This is a genomic window from Shinella fusca (assembly GCF_014203155.1).
GTDB lineage: Bacteria > Pseudomonadota > Alphaproteobacteria > Rhizobiales > Rhizobiaceae > Shinella > Shinella fusca.
This window is the reverse complement of record NZ_JACHIK010000014.1, coordinates 16,699-33,602: the sequence shown is the minus strand read 5'-3', so window position 1 is coordinate 33,602 and position 16,904 is coordinate 16,699. Positions and strand designations below refer to the sequence as shown.

The window sequence follows — 16,904 nt, the reverse complement described above, 5'->3', positions numbered from 1 at the left end:
TTTCTCAAAGAATATCGGCTTTCGGAGATTGCGGCCTCTTTAGAGCATCGCGATCGAAAAATGAAGACCGTGCCGGCCGCGTGGTTTTCTGCGCGCCCGGTCCCCGGAAACCGTCCCCGTCGCCTTCGTTTTCGAAGACATTTTTCGACTAACCGTCCGATTCGTCTTTTTTTGCGGCAGGAAGCCCCGTCGTCTCGTCCGCTTCCCCGGCGCGCCGGGCGCGCGCCTGCTGCTTGCGGCGCTGGAGATTGTCGCGCAGCGTCCTGGCCAGCCGCTCCGCGCGGATCTCCGCCTCCGTCCGGATCTTCCTGCCTTTCGTCTCGTCCTCGCCGCTCATGCCGTCCCGTCCCTCTCCCCGCAAAGCGAGGCTCCCGTCAGTTTTGTTGCGATAATCGTACATTGGCCGCTTGCACTACCGGATGACCTGTGGCAATAGGCCCTCGCTCACGCGGAACAGCATCGTTTCGCCGGATGCTGCTATAGCTCAGGGGTAGAGCACTCCCTTGGTAAGGGAGAGGCCGAGAGTTCAAATCTCTCTAGCAGCACCATTTCTCCTCCCGTTCTGCCCGTTTCCGATCATGCCCGATGCCGCCTTGCTGCGTGTCTTGCCGGGCGGTTCGCCGACGATGCGCTTGAAGGCGCGGGCGAAGGCGGCTTGCGAGCCGAAGCCGAGGCGGCGGGCGGCGGTGTCGATGGCGAGCTTGTCGCGGCGGAACCACTGTTCTGCGAGGCGCATGCGCAAGGCAAGCACGTAGCGCTGCGGCGTCATGCCCGTCACCTCGACGAAGCGTTTGGCGAAGACAGAGCGGGAGCTGCCCATTTCCTGCGCCATGTCGGCGAGCGTCCAGTTGCGGCCGGGCTCGCGGTGGAGCGCGGCGATGACGCGGCCGAGCCGCGGATCGCGCAGCGCCTCGATCCAGCCCGTCGCATCGCCGCAGCCGCATTCCACCCAGCCGCGCACGATGGAGGCGGCGATGACGTCGGCAAGTCGGGCGAGGATGCCGGCCGAGCCGACGCGCTCCTCGGACATTTCCCGCTCCATCGCGCCCAGCAGCGGCATCAGCTCCGGCTGGCGGCCGATCAGCGCGCCGACGGACATGACCTGCGGCATGAGGCCGACGAGGGGATGGAGCGTATCCAGCTCGAATTCCATGCGGCCGGTGAAGATCAGCGTGTCGTTCTCCCTGTCCGCGGATTTTATGCAGGCCTCCACCGCCGCCACCTCCGGGCAGAGCGGCTTTCGCGCGTAGCTCTCGTAGTCGCGCATCTGCACGTTCGGGCCGGTGACGATCTCGTGCATCTCGCCGCGCGGCAGGAGCACGGCATCGCCGCAGGCAAGTTCGCGCCCGCTCTCGCCCGGCGCGCGCAGCAGCACCTTGCCGCGCGCGATGAAGTGGAAGCGGGCCTCGGGTGCCGAGGGAAAGCGGATGCCGAAGGGCGGTGTGAGCTGCAGCCGGCCGTAGCTCGCCCCGCGCAGGCGCATGCCCATCAGCAGCTCGCTGACGGGGTCGTGGGTATTTTTCGCAAGGCCGGACGATTGATCAAACATTGCGGATAAAATGGCATTGTGCGTCTTGGTTTTCAACCCACCTTTGCGGGCACGCACTGCAACAGGAAAGGGATAGCAGATGACGGATGCAACAATCATGACGCCGGAGAGCGAGGCGGATGCCCGCCCGGCCTGGGGCGGCGTCCTGTCGATGACGCTCGGCGTGTTCGCGTTGGTGGGCGCGGAATTCCTGCCCGCAAGCCTCCTCACGCCGATGGCGGCCGATCTCGGCATTTCGGAAGGCATGGCGGGGCAGGCGGTGACGGCGACGGCGGCTGTGGCGCTCGTCACCAGCCTTCTCGTCACGGTGGTGACGCGCAGGCTCGACCGACGGCTCGTCCTGCTCGGCCTTTCGGTGCTGCTGATCCTGTCGAACCTGCTCGTCGCCTTCTCCGACAGCCTTCCCATGCTGCTCGGCGGGCGCGTGCTGCTCGGCATGGCGCTCGGCGGCTTCTGGACGCTCTCGGCGGCGACGATGATGCGGCTGGTGCCGGAGGCCCATGTGGCCAAGGCCCTCTCGGTGATGTTCCTCGGCGTCTCGGCGGCCACGGTCTTCGCCGCGCCGGTCGGCAGCTATGTCGGCGACATGGTCGGCTGGCGCAACGTCTTCCTCGGCGCGGCGGTGCTCGGCGCGCTGTCCTTCGTCGTGCAGGTCGCGACCCTGCCGTCGCTGCCGCCGCGCGGCCATTCGCGCTTCGGCACGCTGGTCGAGGTGCTGAAGCGGCCGGGCGTCGGCTTCGCCATGCTGGCGATCCTCCTCGTCTTCACCGGCCACTTCTCCTTCTTTACCTATATCCGCCCCTTCCTCGAGACGGTGACGGGCATCGGCGTCGAGGGCATTTCGGGCGTGCTGCTCGGCTTCGGCATCGCCACCTTCTTCGGTAATTCGCTCGGCGCGGTGCTGCTGGAGCGGTCCATGCGCTTCACGCTGGCGACGATGCCGCTGGTCATGGGCGTGCTGGCCCTCTCGCTCTCGGCCTTCGGCGGCCACCTCGTCGCCGATGCCGCCATGGTCGCGCTCTGGGGGCTTGCCTTCGGCGCCGTGCCGGTCGCCTGGTCGACCTGGATCACCCGCGCCGTGCCGGACGAGGCGGAAAGCGCCGGCGGCCTCTTCGTCGCCGCCATCAACTTCGCCATCGCGACCGGCGCGGCCGCCGGCGGGGCGCTCTTCGACCTCAGCGGCGTTTCCAGCGTCTTCGTCGCGAGCGGCGTCGCGCTCTTCCTCGCCGCGCTGACGATCATGACGGCGGTGCGCACCCGTCCGGCATGATGGAGGCAGGCCGGCGGATGCGGAAATTCCGCCGGCCCCCACCTTCGCCCTGTTCGACGCGGCCGGTTTCGGTCTAGAACGCTGGACGAAGATGACGGAGGAGCGCACGGTGACGATGACGGCAGGAGATTTTTCGCAAGGAACATTCGTCGGGCGCGTCTGGCGGCCTGACGTGCAGGGGCCGGCAATCGTCGTGCTGCGCGGCGGCCGGCTCGTCGACGTCACCTCCATCGACTGCGCCACGATGCGCGACCTCCTGGAAAAGGACGACCCGGCCGCCTTCGCCCGCACCGCGTCCGGCGAGGACCTCGGCGCGCTCGATGCCGTGCTGGAGACTTCCGTGGAAGGCACGGGCAATTTTTCCGTGCTCCACCTCCTCGCCCCTTGCGATCTCCAGGCTGTCAAGGCCTGCGGCGTCACCTTCGCCCGCTCGATGATCGAGCGGGTGATCGAGGAGAAGGCGGCGGGCAATCCGGCGCTGGCGGAAAAGGTGCGCGGCCGCGTCACCGCCATCATCGGCGACAGCCTGCGCGATCTCAAGGCCGGCTCCGAGGCGGCGGCGAGGGTCAAGGCGGCGCTGATCGAGGAGGGCGTCTGGTCGCAATATCTGGAGGTCGGCATCGGGCCGGATGCGGAGGTCTTCACCAAGGCGCCGGTGCTTTCCTCCGTCGGCTGGGGCGCGTCGGTCGGGCTGCATCCGGTCTCCAGGTGGAACAATCCCGAGCCGGAAATCGTGCTCGCCGTCGACAGCGCCGGCCGTGCGAAGGGCGCGACGCTCGGCAACGACGTGAACCTGCGCGACGTCGAGGGGCGCTCGGCGCTCCTTCTCGGCAAGGCGAAGGACAACAATGCCTCCTCCGCCATCGGTCCCTTCATCCGCCTCTTCGACGAGACCTATTCCATCGAGGACGTGCGCAAGGCCGACCTCGATCTCCTGATCGAGGGCGAGGACGGCTTCGTGCTCAAGGGCCGCAGCACGATGCGCGAGATCAGCCGCGACCCGCTCGACCTCGTCTCCCAGACCATCGGCAGGCATCACCAGTATCCGGACGGCTTCATGCTGTTCATGGGCACGCTCTTCGCGCCCGTGGAAGACCGCGACGCGCCCGGACAGGGCTTCACCCACAAGACGGGCGACCGGGTGACGATCTCGAACCCGGAGCTCGGCGCGCTCGTCAACACCGTGCGCCTTTCCACCGAATGCCCGCCCTGGACCTTCGGCATCGCCACGCTGATGCGCAACCTTTCCGGCCGCGGGCTGCTCTGACATGGCCGAGGGCGTCCTCGACGAGACGAGCCGGAAAATCCTGCGGCTGCTGCAAAGCGAGCCGGACCTGACCGTCGCCGAGATCGGCGAGCGCGTCGGCCTCAGCCACACGCCCTGCTGGCGGCGCATCAAGGAGATGGAGAAGCAGGGCATCATCCGCGGCCGCGTCATCGCCGTCGATCCCAAGCGCGTCGGCTTCGAGGTCTCGGTCTTCTGCTTCGTCAGGCTCAAGCAGCACGACGAGGAGACGCTGCTGGAGTTCGAGCGGGCGGTGAAGGACATGCCCGAGGTCGTGCAGTGCTATTCCATGACCGGCGACCACGACTATGTGCTGCGGGTGCTGACGAGCAGCGTGCGGCAATACGAGGAGATATTGAAGAAGGCGCTGCTCAAGCTGCCGGGCGTCGGCTTCGTCAATTCCAGCTTCGCCCTCGACGAATTGAAGAACACGCATCGCGTGCCGCTTTGAGCAAAATAGGATGGCTTTGCGCCAAGCGGCCTGCCTTGCGGATGCCGTCCTAGCGGCCCGCCGTGCCGGGCCGAAAATAAGGACCCGCTCCTCCCAATCCCTCACTAAGCTCCTACATTAGGAGGATGGCTTTCGTGGAGGAGAGCCATCGAGGAGGAAGTCATGCTGAAGCAGAGCTTTTCTCTCGAGGACAAGTATACGGCGGAGGAAGGAAGGATCTTCCTTTCCGGCATCCAGGCCCTCGTGCGCCTGCCGATCGTGCAGATGCGGCGCGACCGTGCCGCGGGGCTGAACACCGCCGCATTCATCTCGGGTTATCGCGGATCGCCGCTCGGCGGCTACGACCAGCAGCTCGCCAAGGCGGGCAGGCATCTGGCGGCGCACGACATCGTGTTCCGGCCGGGCGTCAACGAGGATCTGGCCGCCACCGCCGTCTGGGGCACGCAGCAACTGCACCTGTCGCCCGGCGCGCGCTACGACGGCGTCGCCGGCTACTGGTACGGCAAGGGGCCTGGCGTCGACCGCTGCGGCGACGTGCTGAAGCATGCCAATGCCGCCGGCACCTCGCAACATGGCGGCGTGCTCTGTTTCGCCGGTGACGACCATTCGGCAAAGTCGTCCTCCATCCCGCACCAGTCCGACCACGCCTTCATGTCGGCGCTGATCCCGGTGCTCTATCCCTCGTCCATCCACGAATTCGTCGAATACGGCCTGCTCGGCACGGCCATGTCGCGCTATTCCGGCTGCTGGGTCGGCATGAAGTTCATCGCCGACACGGTCGAGACGACGGCCTCCGTCGACCTTGCCGGCGAGCGCCGGCAGTTCGTCGTCCCGGAGGATTTCGAGCTCCCGCCGGGCGGGCTCAACCTGCGCTGGCCCGATCCGCCGCTGCCGCAGGACGAGCGGCTGCAGACCTACAAGGGCTATGCCGCCATCGCCTTTGCCCGCGCCAACCGGGTGGACGAGATCACGCACGACGCCCCGCGCGCCCGCTTCGGCATCATCGCCTCGGGCAAGGCCTATGAGGACGTGCTTCAGGCCCTGAAGGAGCTGTCCATCGGCCCCGCGGAAATGGCCGAGATCGGCATGCGCGTCTACAAGGTCCGCATGCCCTGGCCGCTGGAGCCGGAGGGCGTGCGCGAATTCTCGCAGGGGCTGGAAGAGGTTCTGGTCGTCGAGGAGCGGCGCGAGATCATCGAGAACCAGATCAAGCAGCAGCTCTTCAACTGGCATCACGGCGAGCGGCCACGCATCATCGGCAAGTTCGACCATGAGGACCATCCGTTCCTGCCACTCTCGCAGGCGCTCTCCGTCGGCATGGTTGCCCGCGCGATCGCCGCGCGGCTCCTGCATTTCGAGTTCGACGCGGGCCTGAAGAAGGTGATCGCCGACGAGCTCTCCTACCTGCTGGAGCGCGAGAAGCTGCGCAAGGCCCATGCCGCGCCGGTCGAGCGCGTGCCCTATTTCTGCTCCGGCTGTCCGCACAACACTTCCACCAAGGTGCCGGAGGGAAGCCGCGCGACGGCGGGCATCGGCTGTCACTACATGGTGCAGTGGATGGACCGCTCCACCATGACCTTCACCCATATGGGCGCGGAAGGCGTGCCATGGTCGGGCATCGCGCCCTTCACCGACGAGAAACACATCTTCGTCAATCTCGGCGACGGCACCTATTACCATTCCGGCATCCTCGCCATCCGCCAGTCGGTCGCCGCCGGCGTCAACATCACCTACAAGCTGCTCTACAACGACGCCGTGGCGATGACCGGCGGGCAGGCCGTCGACGGGCCGCTCAGCCCCGAGGCAGTCACGCACCAGCTCTACGACGAGGGTGTCGCGCCGATCTACCTCGTCTCGGACCATCCGGAAGCCTATTCGCCCGCGACGCTCGCGCCCGGCACCGTCGTGCGCCACCGCGACGAGATGGACCGGGTGATGCGCGATATCCGGGAAGCGCCCGGCTGCTCGGCCATCGTCTATGTGCAGACCTGCGCGGCGGAAAAGCGCCGCCGCCGCTCGCGCGGCCTGATGGAGGATCCGCCGGTCCGCCTGATGATCAATCCCGCCGTCTGCGAGGGCTGCGGCGACTGTTCCACCCAGTCGAACTGCGTCTCCGTCGAGCCGCTCGACACCGCGCTCGGCCGAAAGCGCAAGATCAACCAGTCCTCGTGCAACAAGGACTATTCCTGCCTCAAGGGCTTCTGTCCTTCCTTCGTGACGGTGGAGGGCGGGCGGCTGCGCAAGGCGGCGCGTACGAACCCCGACATGGCGGGCCTTGCCGAGCCGGAGATCGTCCGGATCGGCGCGCGCGCCTACAACATCGCCATCGCCGGCATCGGCGGCACGGGCATTCTGACGATCAGCGCCATCCTCGGCATGGCCGCCCATCTCGACGGCAGGTCGCCGATGATCCTCGACATGGCGGGCCTCGCGCAGAAGGGCGGCGCGGTGATGAGCCACCTGCGCATCGGACTTCGCGACGAAGACGTGTCTTCGCCGCGCATCGTCACCGGCGGGGCGGACCTCCTGATCGCCGCCGACGATGTGGTGGGCGCCTCGAAGGACGCCATCACGCTCTGCGACCGGCACCGCACGACGGGCGTCGTCAACACGAAGCTGACGCCGGTTGCCGATTTCGTGCGCAAGCGCGATTTCGACTTCCGCCGCCGCGACGTGGAGAACACCGTCCGCGAGGGCCTGCGCGAGCCGTCCCACCTCCTCGACTTCACGACCATCGCCGAGAAGGTCGCCGGCAACGCCATGGCGACGAACATCCTGATGACCGGCTACGCCTGGCAGAAGGGCCTGATCCCGCTCACCCGCCAGTCCATCGAGCAGGCGATCGCGCTGAACGGCGTCGCGGTCGACGCCACCCTCTCGGCCTTCGGCTGGGGCCGGCTGATCGCCGCCGATCCAGCCCGCGCCGAACGCTTGCTGCACCCCGGCAAGCCCGTTCCGACGCTGGAGACCATGACGACGGAAGACCTGATCGCCCACCGGATGAAGCACCTGACCGCCTACCAGAACGCCGCGCTCGCCGACCGCTACAAGGCGCTGGTGCAGCGGGTGCTGACGGGGGAAACAGCGCTCGGCCCGGACGACAGGCTCACCCGCACGGTGGCCCATGTCTACGCCCAGCTCCTCGCCTACAAGGACGAATACGAGGTTGCCCGGCTCTTCACCGATCCGGCCTTCAAGGCGGGCCTCGCCGAGCAGTTCGAGGGCAGGTATCGCATCGTCTTCAACCTCGCACCGCCGATGCTCAAGGGCGAGGATGCGAGCGGCCGGCCGCGCAAGCGCCGCTTCGGCCGCTGGATGCTGCCGGTCTTCGGCCTGCTTTCGCGCATGAAGGGCCTGCGCGGCACGGCCTTCGATCCCTTCGGCCGCTCCGCCGAGCGCCGCATGGAACGCCGGCTCATTGCCGACTACGAGACGCTTGTGGGCCATGTGCTGCAAAACCTTCGCGGCGAGAACCTCGAGGCCGCCGTTGCGCTGCTTGCGCTTTACGGCGAGATTCGCGGCTACGGCCCCGTCAAGGAGGAGGCGGCAAAGCGCGTGGAGGCGCGTGTGGCCGGTCTGCGCAAGGCTTTCGACACGGCAGGACAGGAAAAGGCGGCCGCATAAGGCCGAAGGGGAGGACGGACATGTACGATGCCGCAATGAGCTTCGGGCTCGGGGAGGATATCGAGGCGCTGCGCGAGAGCGTGCGGCGCTTCGCGTCGGAGCGCATCGCGCCGCAGGCCGCCGAGATCGACCGCACGAACGCTTTCCCGATGCCGCTCTGGCGCGAGCTTGGCGATCTCGGCCTCCTCGGCATCACCGCGCCGGAGGCTTACGGTGGCTCGGGCATGGGTTATCTCGCCCATTGCGTGGCGATGGAGGAGATCAGCCGGGCCTCGGCCTCGGTCGCCCTCAGCTACGGCGCCCATTCCAATCTCTGCGTCAACCAGATCGTGCGCAACGCCAGCAAGGAGCAGCGGGAGAAATACCTGCCGAAGCTGATCTCCGGCGAACATGTCGGCGCGCTCGCCATGTCTGAGCCGGGGGCAGGCTCCGACGTCGTCTCCATGCGGCTGCGCGCGGAAAAGCGCGGTGACCGTTATGTGCTGAACGGCAACAAGATGTGGATCACCAACGGGCCGGATGCGGACGTGCTGGTGGTCTATGCCAAGACCGATCCGGAGGCCGGCGCGCGCGGCATTACCGCCTTCTTCATCGAGAAGGGGTTCAAGGGCTTTTCGACCGCCCAGAAGCTCGACAAGCTCGGCATGCGCGGTTCGAATACCTGCGAGCTCGTCTTCACCGATTGCGAGGTGCCGGAGGAGAACGTCATGGGCACGGTCGGGCGCGGCGTCAACGTCCTGATGTCCGGCCTCGACTATGAGCGCGTCGTGCTCTCCGGCGGTCCGCTCGGCATCATGGCGGCCTGCCTCGACGTGGTCGTGCCCTATATCCACGAGCGAAAACAGTTCGGCCAGCCGATCGGCGAATTCCAGCTCATGCAGGGCAAGGTGGCCGACATGTATGTCGCCTTCAATGCGGCGCGCGCCTATGTCTATGCCGTCGCGAGCGCCTGCGACCGCGGCGAGACGACGCGCAAGGACGCCGCCGGCTGCATCCTCTATTCCGCCGAAACCGCCACGAAGCTGGCACTGGAGGCCATCCAGGCGCTCGGCGGCAACGGCTATATCAACGACTACCCGACCGGCCGCCTGCTGCGCGACGCCAAGCTCTACGAGATCGGCGCGGGCACGTCCGAAATCCGCCGCATGCTGATCGGCCGCGAGATCTTCCAGGAGACGCTGTGATGCCGGTCATCCCCTCGGCCGTGAACACGCGCGGCGAAACCTTCGAGGCGAACCGCAAGGCGATGCTCGACGCGCTGGCGCTGGTGGAGGAGGCGGCAAACCTCGCCATGGACGGCGGCGGGCCGAAGGCGCGCGCGCGCCATGTCGCCCGCGGCAAGCTGCTGCCGCGCGAGCGCGTCGCGCAGCTTCTCGATCCGGGCTCGCCGTTCCTCGAGATCGGCCTTACCGCCGGCCACGGCCTTTACGACGGCGCCGCGCCGTCCGGCGGCATGATCGCCGGCATCGGCCGCGTCTCCGGCCGCGAATGCATGATCGTCTGCAACGACGCGACGGTGAAGGGCGGCACCTATTACCCCATCACCGTGAAGAAGCACCTGCGCGCGCAAGAGATCGCCGCGGAGAACCGGCTGGCCTGCATCTACCTCGTCGATTCCGGCGGGGCGAACCTGCCGAACCAGGACGAGGTCTTTCCAGACCGCGATCATTTCGGCCGCATCTTCTACAACCAGGCGCAGATGTCCGCCGCCGGCATCCCGCAGGTCGCCGTCGTCATGGGAAGCTGCACGGCGGGCGGCGCCTACGTTCCGGCGATGAGCGACGAGACCGTCATCGTCGAGAACCAGGGCACGATCTTCCTCGCCGGCCCGCCGCTGGTGAAGGCTGCGACGGGTGAGGTCGTAACCGCGGAAGACCTCGGCGGCGGCGACGTCCACACCCGCCTTTCCGGCGTGGCCGATCATCTGGCGCGCGACGACCGCCACGCGCTCGCCATCGCCCGGCAGATCGCCGCCAACCTCAATATGCGTAAGCAAGAACTTACGAAAATCGGCGAGGGCGAAGCCCCGCTCCATGACCCGGAAGACCTGCTCGGCATCGTGCCGGCCGATACCCGCACGCCCTATGACGTGCGCGAGGTGATCGCCCGCGTGGTCGACGGCTCGCGCTTCGACGAGTTCAAGGGCCGCTTCGGCGCCACGCTCGTCTGCGGCTTTGCAGCCCTGCACGGCCTGCCCGTCGGCATCCTCGCCAACAACGGCGTGCTCTTCTCCGAAGCCGCGCTGAAGGGCGCGCATTTCATCGAGCTCTGCGCCCAGCGCGGCATTCCGCTTCTCTTCCTGCAGAACATCACCGGCTTCATGGTTGGCCGGAAGTATGAGGCGGACGGCATCGCCAAGCATGGCGCCAAGCTCGTCACCGCCGTTGCCACCGCGAAGGTGCCCAAGATCACCATGCTGATCGGCGGCTCCTACGGCGCTGGCAATTACGGCATGTGCGGCCGGGCCTATTCGCCGCGCTTCCTGTGGACCTGGCCGAACAGCCGCATCGCCGTGATGGGCGGCGAGCAGGCGGCGGGCGTTCTCGCCACCGTCCGGCGTGAAGGCATCGAGCGGACGGGCGGCACATGGAGCGCGGAGGAGGAGGCTGCCTTCAAACAACCGACCATCGACATGTTCGCCCGCCAGAGCCATCCGCTCTACGCCTCGGCGCGCCTCTGGGACGACGGCATCGTCGATCCCCGCAAAACGCGCGACGTGCTGGCACTTTCGCTCTCGGCGGCGCTCAACGCGCCGATCGAGCCCACCCGCTTCGGCGTCTTCCGGATGTAGGAGGCAGCATGTTCCGCAAGATCCTCATCGCCAATCGGGGCGAAATCGCTTGCCGCATCATCCGTACCGCCCGCCGCACGGGTGTCGCGACGGTTGCCGTCTTCTCCGATGCCGACCGGGACGCCCTGCATGTCGCGCTTGCCGACGAAGCCGTCCGCATCGGCCCGGCGGAGGCGGCGAAAAGCTACCTGAACATCCCCGCCATCGTCGAGGCCGCCAGGGCGAGCGGCGCGGAGGCGGTGCATCCGGGTTACGGCTTCCTCTCGGAAAATCCCGAGTTCGTGGAGGCGGTGGAGGCCGCCGGCCTCGTCTTCATCGGCCCCTCGGCCAATGCCATCCGCGCCATGGGCCTGAAGGACGCCGCCAAGGCCCTGATGGAGAAGGCCGGCGTTCCCGTCGTCCCCGGCTATCACGGCGAGCGGCAGGAGCCGTCCTTCCTCGCCGGCGAGGCGGAGGCCATCGGCTATCCCGTGCTGATCAAGGCGCGGGCCGGAGGCGGCGGCAAGGGCATGCGCAAGGTGGAGCGGCCGGAAGACTTCGTCGCCGCGCTGGAAAGCGCCCGGCGCGAGGCGGAAAGCGCCTTCGGCGACGGGCGCGTCCTGGTGGAAAAATACATGGCCAAGCCCCGCCATATCGAGGTGCAGGTCTTCGGCGATGCGCACGGCAACGTCGTGCATCTCTTCGAGCGCGACTGCTCGCTCCAGCGCCGGCACCAGAAGGTGATCGAGGAGGCCCCGGCTCCCGGCATGACGGCGGAGATGCGCGCCGCGATGGGCACGGCCGCCGTGCGCGCGGCAGCGGCCATCGGCTATAGCGGCGCCGGCACCGTCGAGTTCATCGCCGACGTTTCGGAAGGATTGCGGCAGGACCGCTTCCATTTCATGGAGATGAACACGCGCCTCCAGGTCGAGCATCCCGTGACGGAGGCGATCACCGGTCTCGATCTCGTCGAATGGCAGCTCCGCGTCGCTGCCGGCGAGCCCCTGCCGAAGCGGCAGGACGAGCTTTCCATCGACGGCTGGGCCTTCGAAGCGCGGCTTTATGCGGAAAACCCGGCGCGCGACTTCCTGCCCGCGACCGGCCGTCTTTCGGTCTTCGACCTGCCGGAGGGTGTGCGGGTCGATTCCGGGGTGCGCGCGGGCGACCTCGTCACGCCCTATTATGACCCGATGATCGCCAAGGTCGTCACCCACGGCCGCACCCGCGCCGAAGCGCTCGCCCGGCTGGAAGGCGCGCTTGCGGAATGCCGCGTTGCGGGCGTGACGACCAATGCCGGTTTCCTCGCCCGCCTCTGCCGCCTGCCGGCCTTCTCGGCGGGCGATGTTGATACGGGCCTCATCGGCCGGTCCGGCGAGGAGTTGCTGACCGAGCCCGAGGCCTCCGAAGAGGCCTTCGCCCTTGCCGCCCTCGCGGCGCTCGGCCTTCTCGCCGCGCCATCGGGGGATGACCCTTGGCAGCGTCTCCGCGGCTTCCGCCTGTGGGGCGAAGCCGTGCAGACCGTGTTCCTCGATCACGGCGGTGCGGAGCACGCGCTGCGCGTGACGATGCGCGGCGAGGGCCGCTTCCGCGTCGAGCATGGCGGCGTTGCGACGGATCTCTGCGTTCAGTCTTTCGACGGCCGTGCTGTCCGCGTGGCGTTCGACGGCCATACGCTTCCGGCAACCGTGCATCGCGAGGCGCGCGCCATCACCGTCTTCTTCGCCGGCCGCGGCCATGCCTTCGTGCTTGCCGAGGAAGCCGGCCATCAGGGCGAGGCAGCCGGGGGCGACCGGCTCTCCGCGCCGATGCCGGGCCTCGTGCGCATCGTCTCGGCGGGGCCGGGCGCTCGCGTTAAAAAGGGCGATCCGCTCGTCACCATGGAGGCGATGAAGATGGAGCTGGTGCTGGCCGCCCCGCGCGACGGCGTGGTGGCCGCGGTGCCGGTGGCGGCGGGCGATCAGGTGCCCGAAGGCGCGCTGCTCGTCGCGCTGGCGCCGGAGGAGGCGGCATGAGCCGGCGCATCGAAATCGTCGAGATGGCGGCCCGCGACGGCCTGCAGAACGAGAAGGCGATCATCCCCGCCGCCGACAAGATCGCTCTGGTCGACCTCCTGTCCGACTGCGGCTTCGCCCGCATCGAGGCGACCAGCTTCGTCAGCCCGAAATGGGTGCCGCAGCTTGCCGACGGTGCCGAGGTGATGGCCGGCATCCGCCGCCGCCCCGGTATTTCCTACGCCGCGCTGGTGCCCAACATGAAGGGCTACGAGGCGGCGAAGGCGGCCGGCGCCGATGAGGTCGCCGTCTTCCTCTCCGCTTCCGAGGGCTTTTCGCGGGCCAATCTCAACTGCTCCATCGCCGAGAGCATCGAGCGCGTGCGCCCGGTGGCAGAGGCGGCAAAGGCGGACCGTATTCCGCTGCGCGGCTATGTGAGCTGCGTCGTGCAATGCCCCTATGACGGCCCGGTCGAGCCCTGCGCCGTTGCGCGGGTGACGGGCCAGCTCCTGCGGCTCGGCTGCCATGAGGTGAGCCTCGGCGACACGATCGGCCGCGCGCGGCCCGCCGAGGTCGCGGCCATGCTGGACGTGGTGCTTGCCGTCGCCTTCCCGGAAAACCTCGCCGGCCATTTCCACGACACGAACGGGCTGGCGCTCGACAATATCCGCGTGGCGCTCGATCGCGGGCTTTCCGTCTTCGACGCCTCTGTCGGCGGGCTCGGCGGCTGCCCCTATGCGCCGGGCGCGCGCGGCAATGTCGATACGCTCGCCGTTGCCGACATGCTGGCGGCCGAGGGCTATGAAACCGGGCTCGACCGGCGCAAGCTGGCCCTTGCCGCCGCCTTCGCGCGGCGCATCGCCGGCAAGGACGATGCGCGCCGGAGCGCCTGAGGCGAAAAGATGGGAGGTTCAAAGATGCATTTCGAGACGATCTCCGTATCCGTCGACCGGCGTGGCGTCGCGGCGCTGACGCTCCGCCGCCACGCCCAGCACAATGCGCTTTCCGGCCTGATGATCCGCGAGCTCACGGCGGTCGCGGGCCTTCTCGGCGAGGACGCGGCCGTGCGCCTCGTCGTGCTGACGGGCGAGGGCGAGAGCTTTTGCGCGGGCGGCGACCTCAACTGGATGAAGGAGCAGATCGCCGCCACGCGCGAGGAGCGCATCGCGGAAGCCCGCCGGCTCGCCATGATGCTGAAGTCGCTGCGCGACCTGCCGAAGCCGCTGATCGCCCGCGTCAACGGGCAGGCCTATGGCGGCGGGGTCGGCCTCATCAGCGTGTGCGATGCGGCGATTGCCGTCGAGGGTGCCCGCTTCGGGTTGACGGAAACCCGCCTCGGCCTCATCCCGGCGACGATCAGCCCCTATGTCGCCGCCCGCATCGGCCCCGCCGCCTTCCTGCGCCTTGCCACCTCCGCCCGCCTCATAGACGCCGAGGCCGCCCGCGCCATCGGGCTTTTGAGCGCCGTCGTGCCGGCCGAGGATATTGATGCGGCCGTGGAAGCGGAAATCAGGCCCTACTTCGCCGCCTCTCCCGAGGCCGTCGCGGCCGCCAAGGCGCTCGCCCACGCGCTCGCCCCGCCGATCGACGAGAAACTGATCGAGATGACCTTAATGCGGCTCGCCGACACCTGGGAGACGCCACAGGCTGCCGAAGGGATCGCGGCGTTTCTGGAGAAGCGGAAGGCGGAGTGGGTGCTGGCGGATACGGCGAAGTAAGGGATCGCCCCTCACCCTAACCCTCTCCCCGTAAACGGGGAGAGGGGACTTGCCCCACGGACATATATTGATTGGGGAAGCCGATGCGGCATACCCCTTCGCCCCGCTTGCGGGGAGAAGGTCGCGGTAGCGGGATGAGGGGCAACCTCGCCCTACTCGATGAACACCCGCACGCTCGCCGCGCGCCCGGCGGCGTCGATCACCGTCAGCGTCGAAAAGCCCGCGCCCTCCGGCAGCCATTGCGTCGTGCGGCGGCGGGCGGCGTCGGGCAGGACCTTGCCGTTGGCGAGCCAGCGGAAGGGCGCGCGGCCGCCTTGCAGCTTCAGCACCAGCGGCGAGATCGCCTCGCCCGTCGTCGCGCCGAGCTCCACATGGGCGCCTTCCGGCGGATAGACGATGTGCGGCGCGGATTCGCGGGCGAAGGCGGAGACGAGGCCGTTGGCCGTCGCCGAGAAGCGGCGCAGGCTCGCGGGAAGCTCGGATTGCGCGATCCGCACCGCACCCCTCGGTGCGCCGGGCAGCGCCACGATGGCAAGGCCCGAGCGGGCGAAGGCCTCGAAGAGGATGGGCGCGGCCGAGCCGTAGCCCGTCAGGCCCGGCACCGCGCCGTTGTCGGCCCGGCCGACCCAGACGCCGAGCACATGCCGCCCGTCGTAGCCGACCGACCAGGCGTCGCGGTAGCCGTAGCTGGTGCCCGTCTTGTAGGCGATGCCGAGCCGCCGGCTGCCGGTGGGTGGGATGACGCCGGAGAGCACGTCCGAGACCTGCCAGACGGCGACGGGATCGAGCAGCGGATCGCCGTCGATGATCGAGGGCGCCTCGCCGATGCCGTCGCCGAGCTTGACGGGCATGCCCCGGTTGGCGAGCGCCGCATAGAGTTGCGTGAGGTCGCGCAGCGTGATGCCGAGGCCGCCGAGACCGATGGCAAGGCCGGGCGTTTCGCCCGGCGGCAGCACGGGGCGCACCTCGGCGCGGCGGAAGCGCACCATCAGCCGCGTCGGGCCGACCGCGTCGAGCAGGCGCACGGCCGGCACGTTCAGCGACATCTGCAGGGCTTTGCGCACGCTGACGTCGCCCTGGTAGGTCATGTCGAAATTGCGCGGGCGATAGCCGGAGAAATCGGCCGGCCGGTCCTCCACGATGGTTTCCTGCGCGACCAGCCCCTCCTCGAAGGCGAGCCCGTAGATGAAGGGCTTCAGCGCCGAGCCCGGCGAGCGGCGGATGCGCGTCATGTCGATCCAGCCGGCGCGGCTGCCGTCGAAATAGTCGGCCGAGCCGACCTCGCCGAGGATCGCGCCGGTGCGCGCGTCCGCCATCACCATGGCGATGGAGACCTTCGGGCCGAGCCGCTGCGCCGCCTCGCGGGCGACGGCTTCGAGCCCGTCCTGCACCGAGCGGTCGAGCGTCGTTCGGTGGCTGGCGGCCGCCGGATCCTTGCGTAGCGCCAGCTCCGAAAGATGCGCGGCATAGGCGGGAAGCTGCCGGCGGCGGTCCGGCACGGCTTCCGCCGAAGCGCGTTCGGCTTCCCCTTCGCCGATGACTTGCGAAACGGCCATGCGGGCGAGTACGCGCCCGCGCGCCTCCTCGGCGGCGGCCCGGTGCCGGTCGGGCCGGCGCTTTTCGGGAAGCTGCGGCAGGGCGACGAGGAGGGCGGCTTCGGCGACGGTGAGCCGCTTCGGCTCCTTGCCGAACCAGGCGAGGCTTGCCGCCCGCACGCCTTCCAGATTGCCGCCATAGGGGGCGAGCGTCAGGTAGAGATCGAGAATCTGGTCCTTGGAAAGCCGCCGCTCCAGTTGCACGGCGCGCGCCATCTGGCGCAGCTTTGCAAGGATCGAGCGGTTGTCGCGCGGCTCGATCAGCCGGGCGACCTGCATGGAAAGCGTCGAGGCGCCCGAGACGATATGGCCGCTTGTGATGAACTGGCCGGCCGCGCGCAGCACCGCCAGCGGATCGATGCCGGAATGCTCGCGGAAGCGCCGGTCCTCGTAGGCGACGAGCATGCGGATGAACTGCGGGTCGACATCGGCGGCTGTCGTCTTCAGCCGCCAGTAGCCGTCCGGCGTCGCGAAGGCGCGCAGAAGCCGGCCGTTGCGGTCCAGCACTTCCTTCGAGACGGTATCGGCGACATGGATGGGCGGCGGAAAGGCGCGGTCCGCAGAGACGAGCCCGAAGGCGAGGGCGGCGATGGACGCCGCCCCGCACAGGGAGCCGATGAGGAGCTTGCGCCGGAGCGCCATGGCAGCCCT

General features: G+C 68.5%; 12 protein-coding genes and 1 tRNA gene. 10 read left to right on the top strand and 3 right to left on the bottom strand.

Annotated features, from left to right (window positions below; genetic code table 11):
• Nucleotides 1–148 precede the first annotated feature (148 nt).
• A complete protein-coding gene (locus HNQ66_RS17705) occupies nucleotides 149–337 on the bottom strand; it encodes a hypothetical protein (protein WP_184145498.1) in 189 nt (62 codons plus the stop codon).
• 136 nt (nucleotides 338–473) lie between these two features.
• Here HNQ66_RS17705 and HNQ66_RS17700 point away from each other — a divergent pair.
• Nucleotides 474–548: transfer RNA gene (locus HNQ66_RS17700), tRNA-Thr, on the top strand.
• Here HNQ66_RS17700 and HNQ66_RS17695 read toward each other — a convergent pair.
• Nucleotides 527–1,549 (bottom strand): AraC family transcriptional regulator, encoded by a 1,023-nt coding sequence (locus HNQ66_RS17695; RefSeq protein WP_184145497.1) that lies wholly within the window; start codon nucleotides 1,547–1,549, stop codon nucleotides 527–529. The two genes, HNQ66_RS17700 and HNQ66_RS17695, sit on opposite strands and share 22 nt — an antisense overlap.
• 79 nt (nucleotides 1,550–1,628) lie before the next feature.
• On the opposite strand from HNQ66_RS17695, the gene HNQ66_RS17690 reads away from it, so the two are divergent.
• The 9 genes from HNQ66_RS17690 to HNQ66_RS17650 all read left to right on the top strand — a co-directional run bounded on the left by HNQ66_RS17690 (nucleotide 1,629) and on the right by HNQ66_RS17650 (nucleotide 14,658).
• On the top strand, nucleotides 1,629–2,819 hold the full coding sequence (locus HNQ66_RS17690) for an MFS transporter (RefSeq protein WP_184145496.1): 1,191 nt from the start codon (nucleotides 1,629–1,631) through the stop codon (nucleotides 2,817–2,819).
• Nucleotides 2,820–2,910: 91 nt separating this feature from the next.
• On the top strand, nucleotides 2,911–4,086 hold the full coding sequence (locus HNQ66_RS17685) for a fumarylacetoacetate hydrolase family protein (protein WP_246434341.1): 1,176 nt from the start codon (nucleotides 2,911–2,913) through the stop codon (nucleotides 4,084–4,086).
• A gap of 1 nt (nucleotide 4,087) precedes the next feature.
• The gene (locus HNQ66_RS17680; protein ID WP_184145495.1) at nucleotides 4,088–4,555 is read left to right on the top strand and encodes an Lrp/AsnC family transcriptional regulator; all 468 of its coding nucleotides are present in this window, start codon (nucleotides 4,088–4,090) and stop codon (nucleotides 4,553–4,555) included.
• Nucleotides 4,556–4,717: 162 nt separating this feature from the next.
• Nucleotides 4,718–8,179, top strand: a complete 3,462-nt coding sequence (locus HNQ66_RS17675; RefSeq protein ID WP_184145494.1) for an indolepyruvate ferredoxin oxidoreductase family protein — start codon at nucleotides 4,718–4,720, stop codon at nucleotides 8,177–8,179.
• A gap of 35 nt (nucleotides 8,180–8,214) precedes the next feature.
• Entirely contained in the window at nucleotides 8,215–9,363 is a 1,149-nt protein-coding gene (locus HNQ66_RS17670) for an isovaleryl-CoA dehydrogenase (RefSeq protein ID WP_184145571.1), read from the top strand.
• Entirely contained in the window at nucleotides 9,363–10,970 is a 1,608-nt protein-coding gene (locus tag HNQ66_RS17665) for a carboxyl transferase domain-containing protein (RefSeq protein WP_184145493.1), read from the top strand. Before HNQ66_RS17670 ends, HNQ66_RS17665 begins: the two co-directional genes overlap by 1 nt.
• An 8-nt stretch (nucleotides 10,971–10,978) precedes the next feature.
• Nucleotides 10,979–12,961 (top strand): acetyl-CoA carboxylase biotin carboxylase subunit, encoded by a 1,983-nt coding sequence (locus HNQ66_RS17660; protein WP_184145492.1) that lies wholly within the window; start codon nucleotides 10,979–10,981, stop codon nucleotides 12,959–12,961.
• The gene (locus HNQ66_RS17655) at nucleotides 12,958–13,833 is read left to right on the top strand and encodes a hydroxymethylglutaryl-CoA lyase (RefSeq protein WP_184145491.1); all 876 of its coding nucleotides are present in this window, start codon (nucleotides 12,958–12,960) and stop codon (nucleotides 13,831–13,833) included. The genes HNQ66_RS17660 and HNQ66_RS17655 overlap by 4 nt, the downstream gene beginning before the upstream one ends.
• A 24-nt stretch (nucleotides 13,834–13,857) precedes the next feature.
• Entirely contained in the window at nucleotides 13,858–14,658 is an 801-nt protein-coding gene (locus HNQ66_RS17650; protein ID WP_184145490.1) for a crotonase/enoyl-CoA hydratase family protein, read from the top strand.
• A 152-nt stretch (nucleotides 14,659–14,810) separates the two neighbouring features.
• Here HNQ66_RS17650 and pbpC read toward each other — a convergent pair whose 3' ends face one another.
• The gene (gene pbpC / locus HNQ66_RS17645; RefSeq protein ID WP_184145489.1) at nucleotides 14,811–16,895 is read right to left on the bottom strand and encodes a penicillin-binding protein 1C; all 2,085 of its coding nucleotides are present in this window, start codon (nucleotides 16,893–16,895) and stop codon (nucleotides 14,811–14,813) included.
• Between the last annotated feature and the right edge of the window lie 9 nt (nucleotides 16,896–16,904).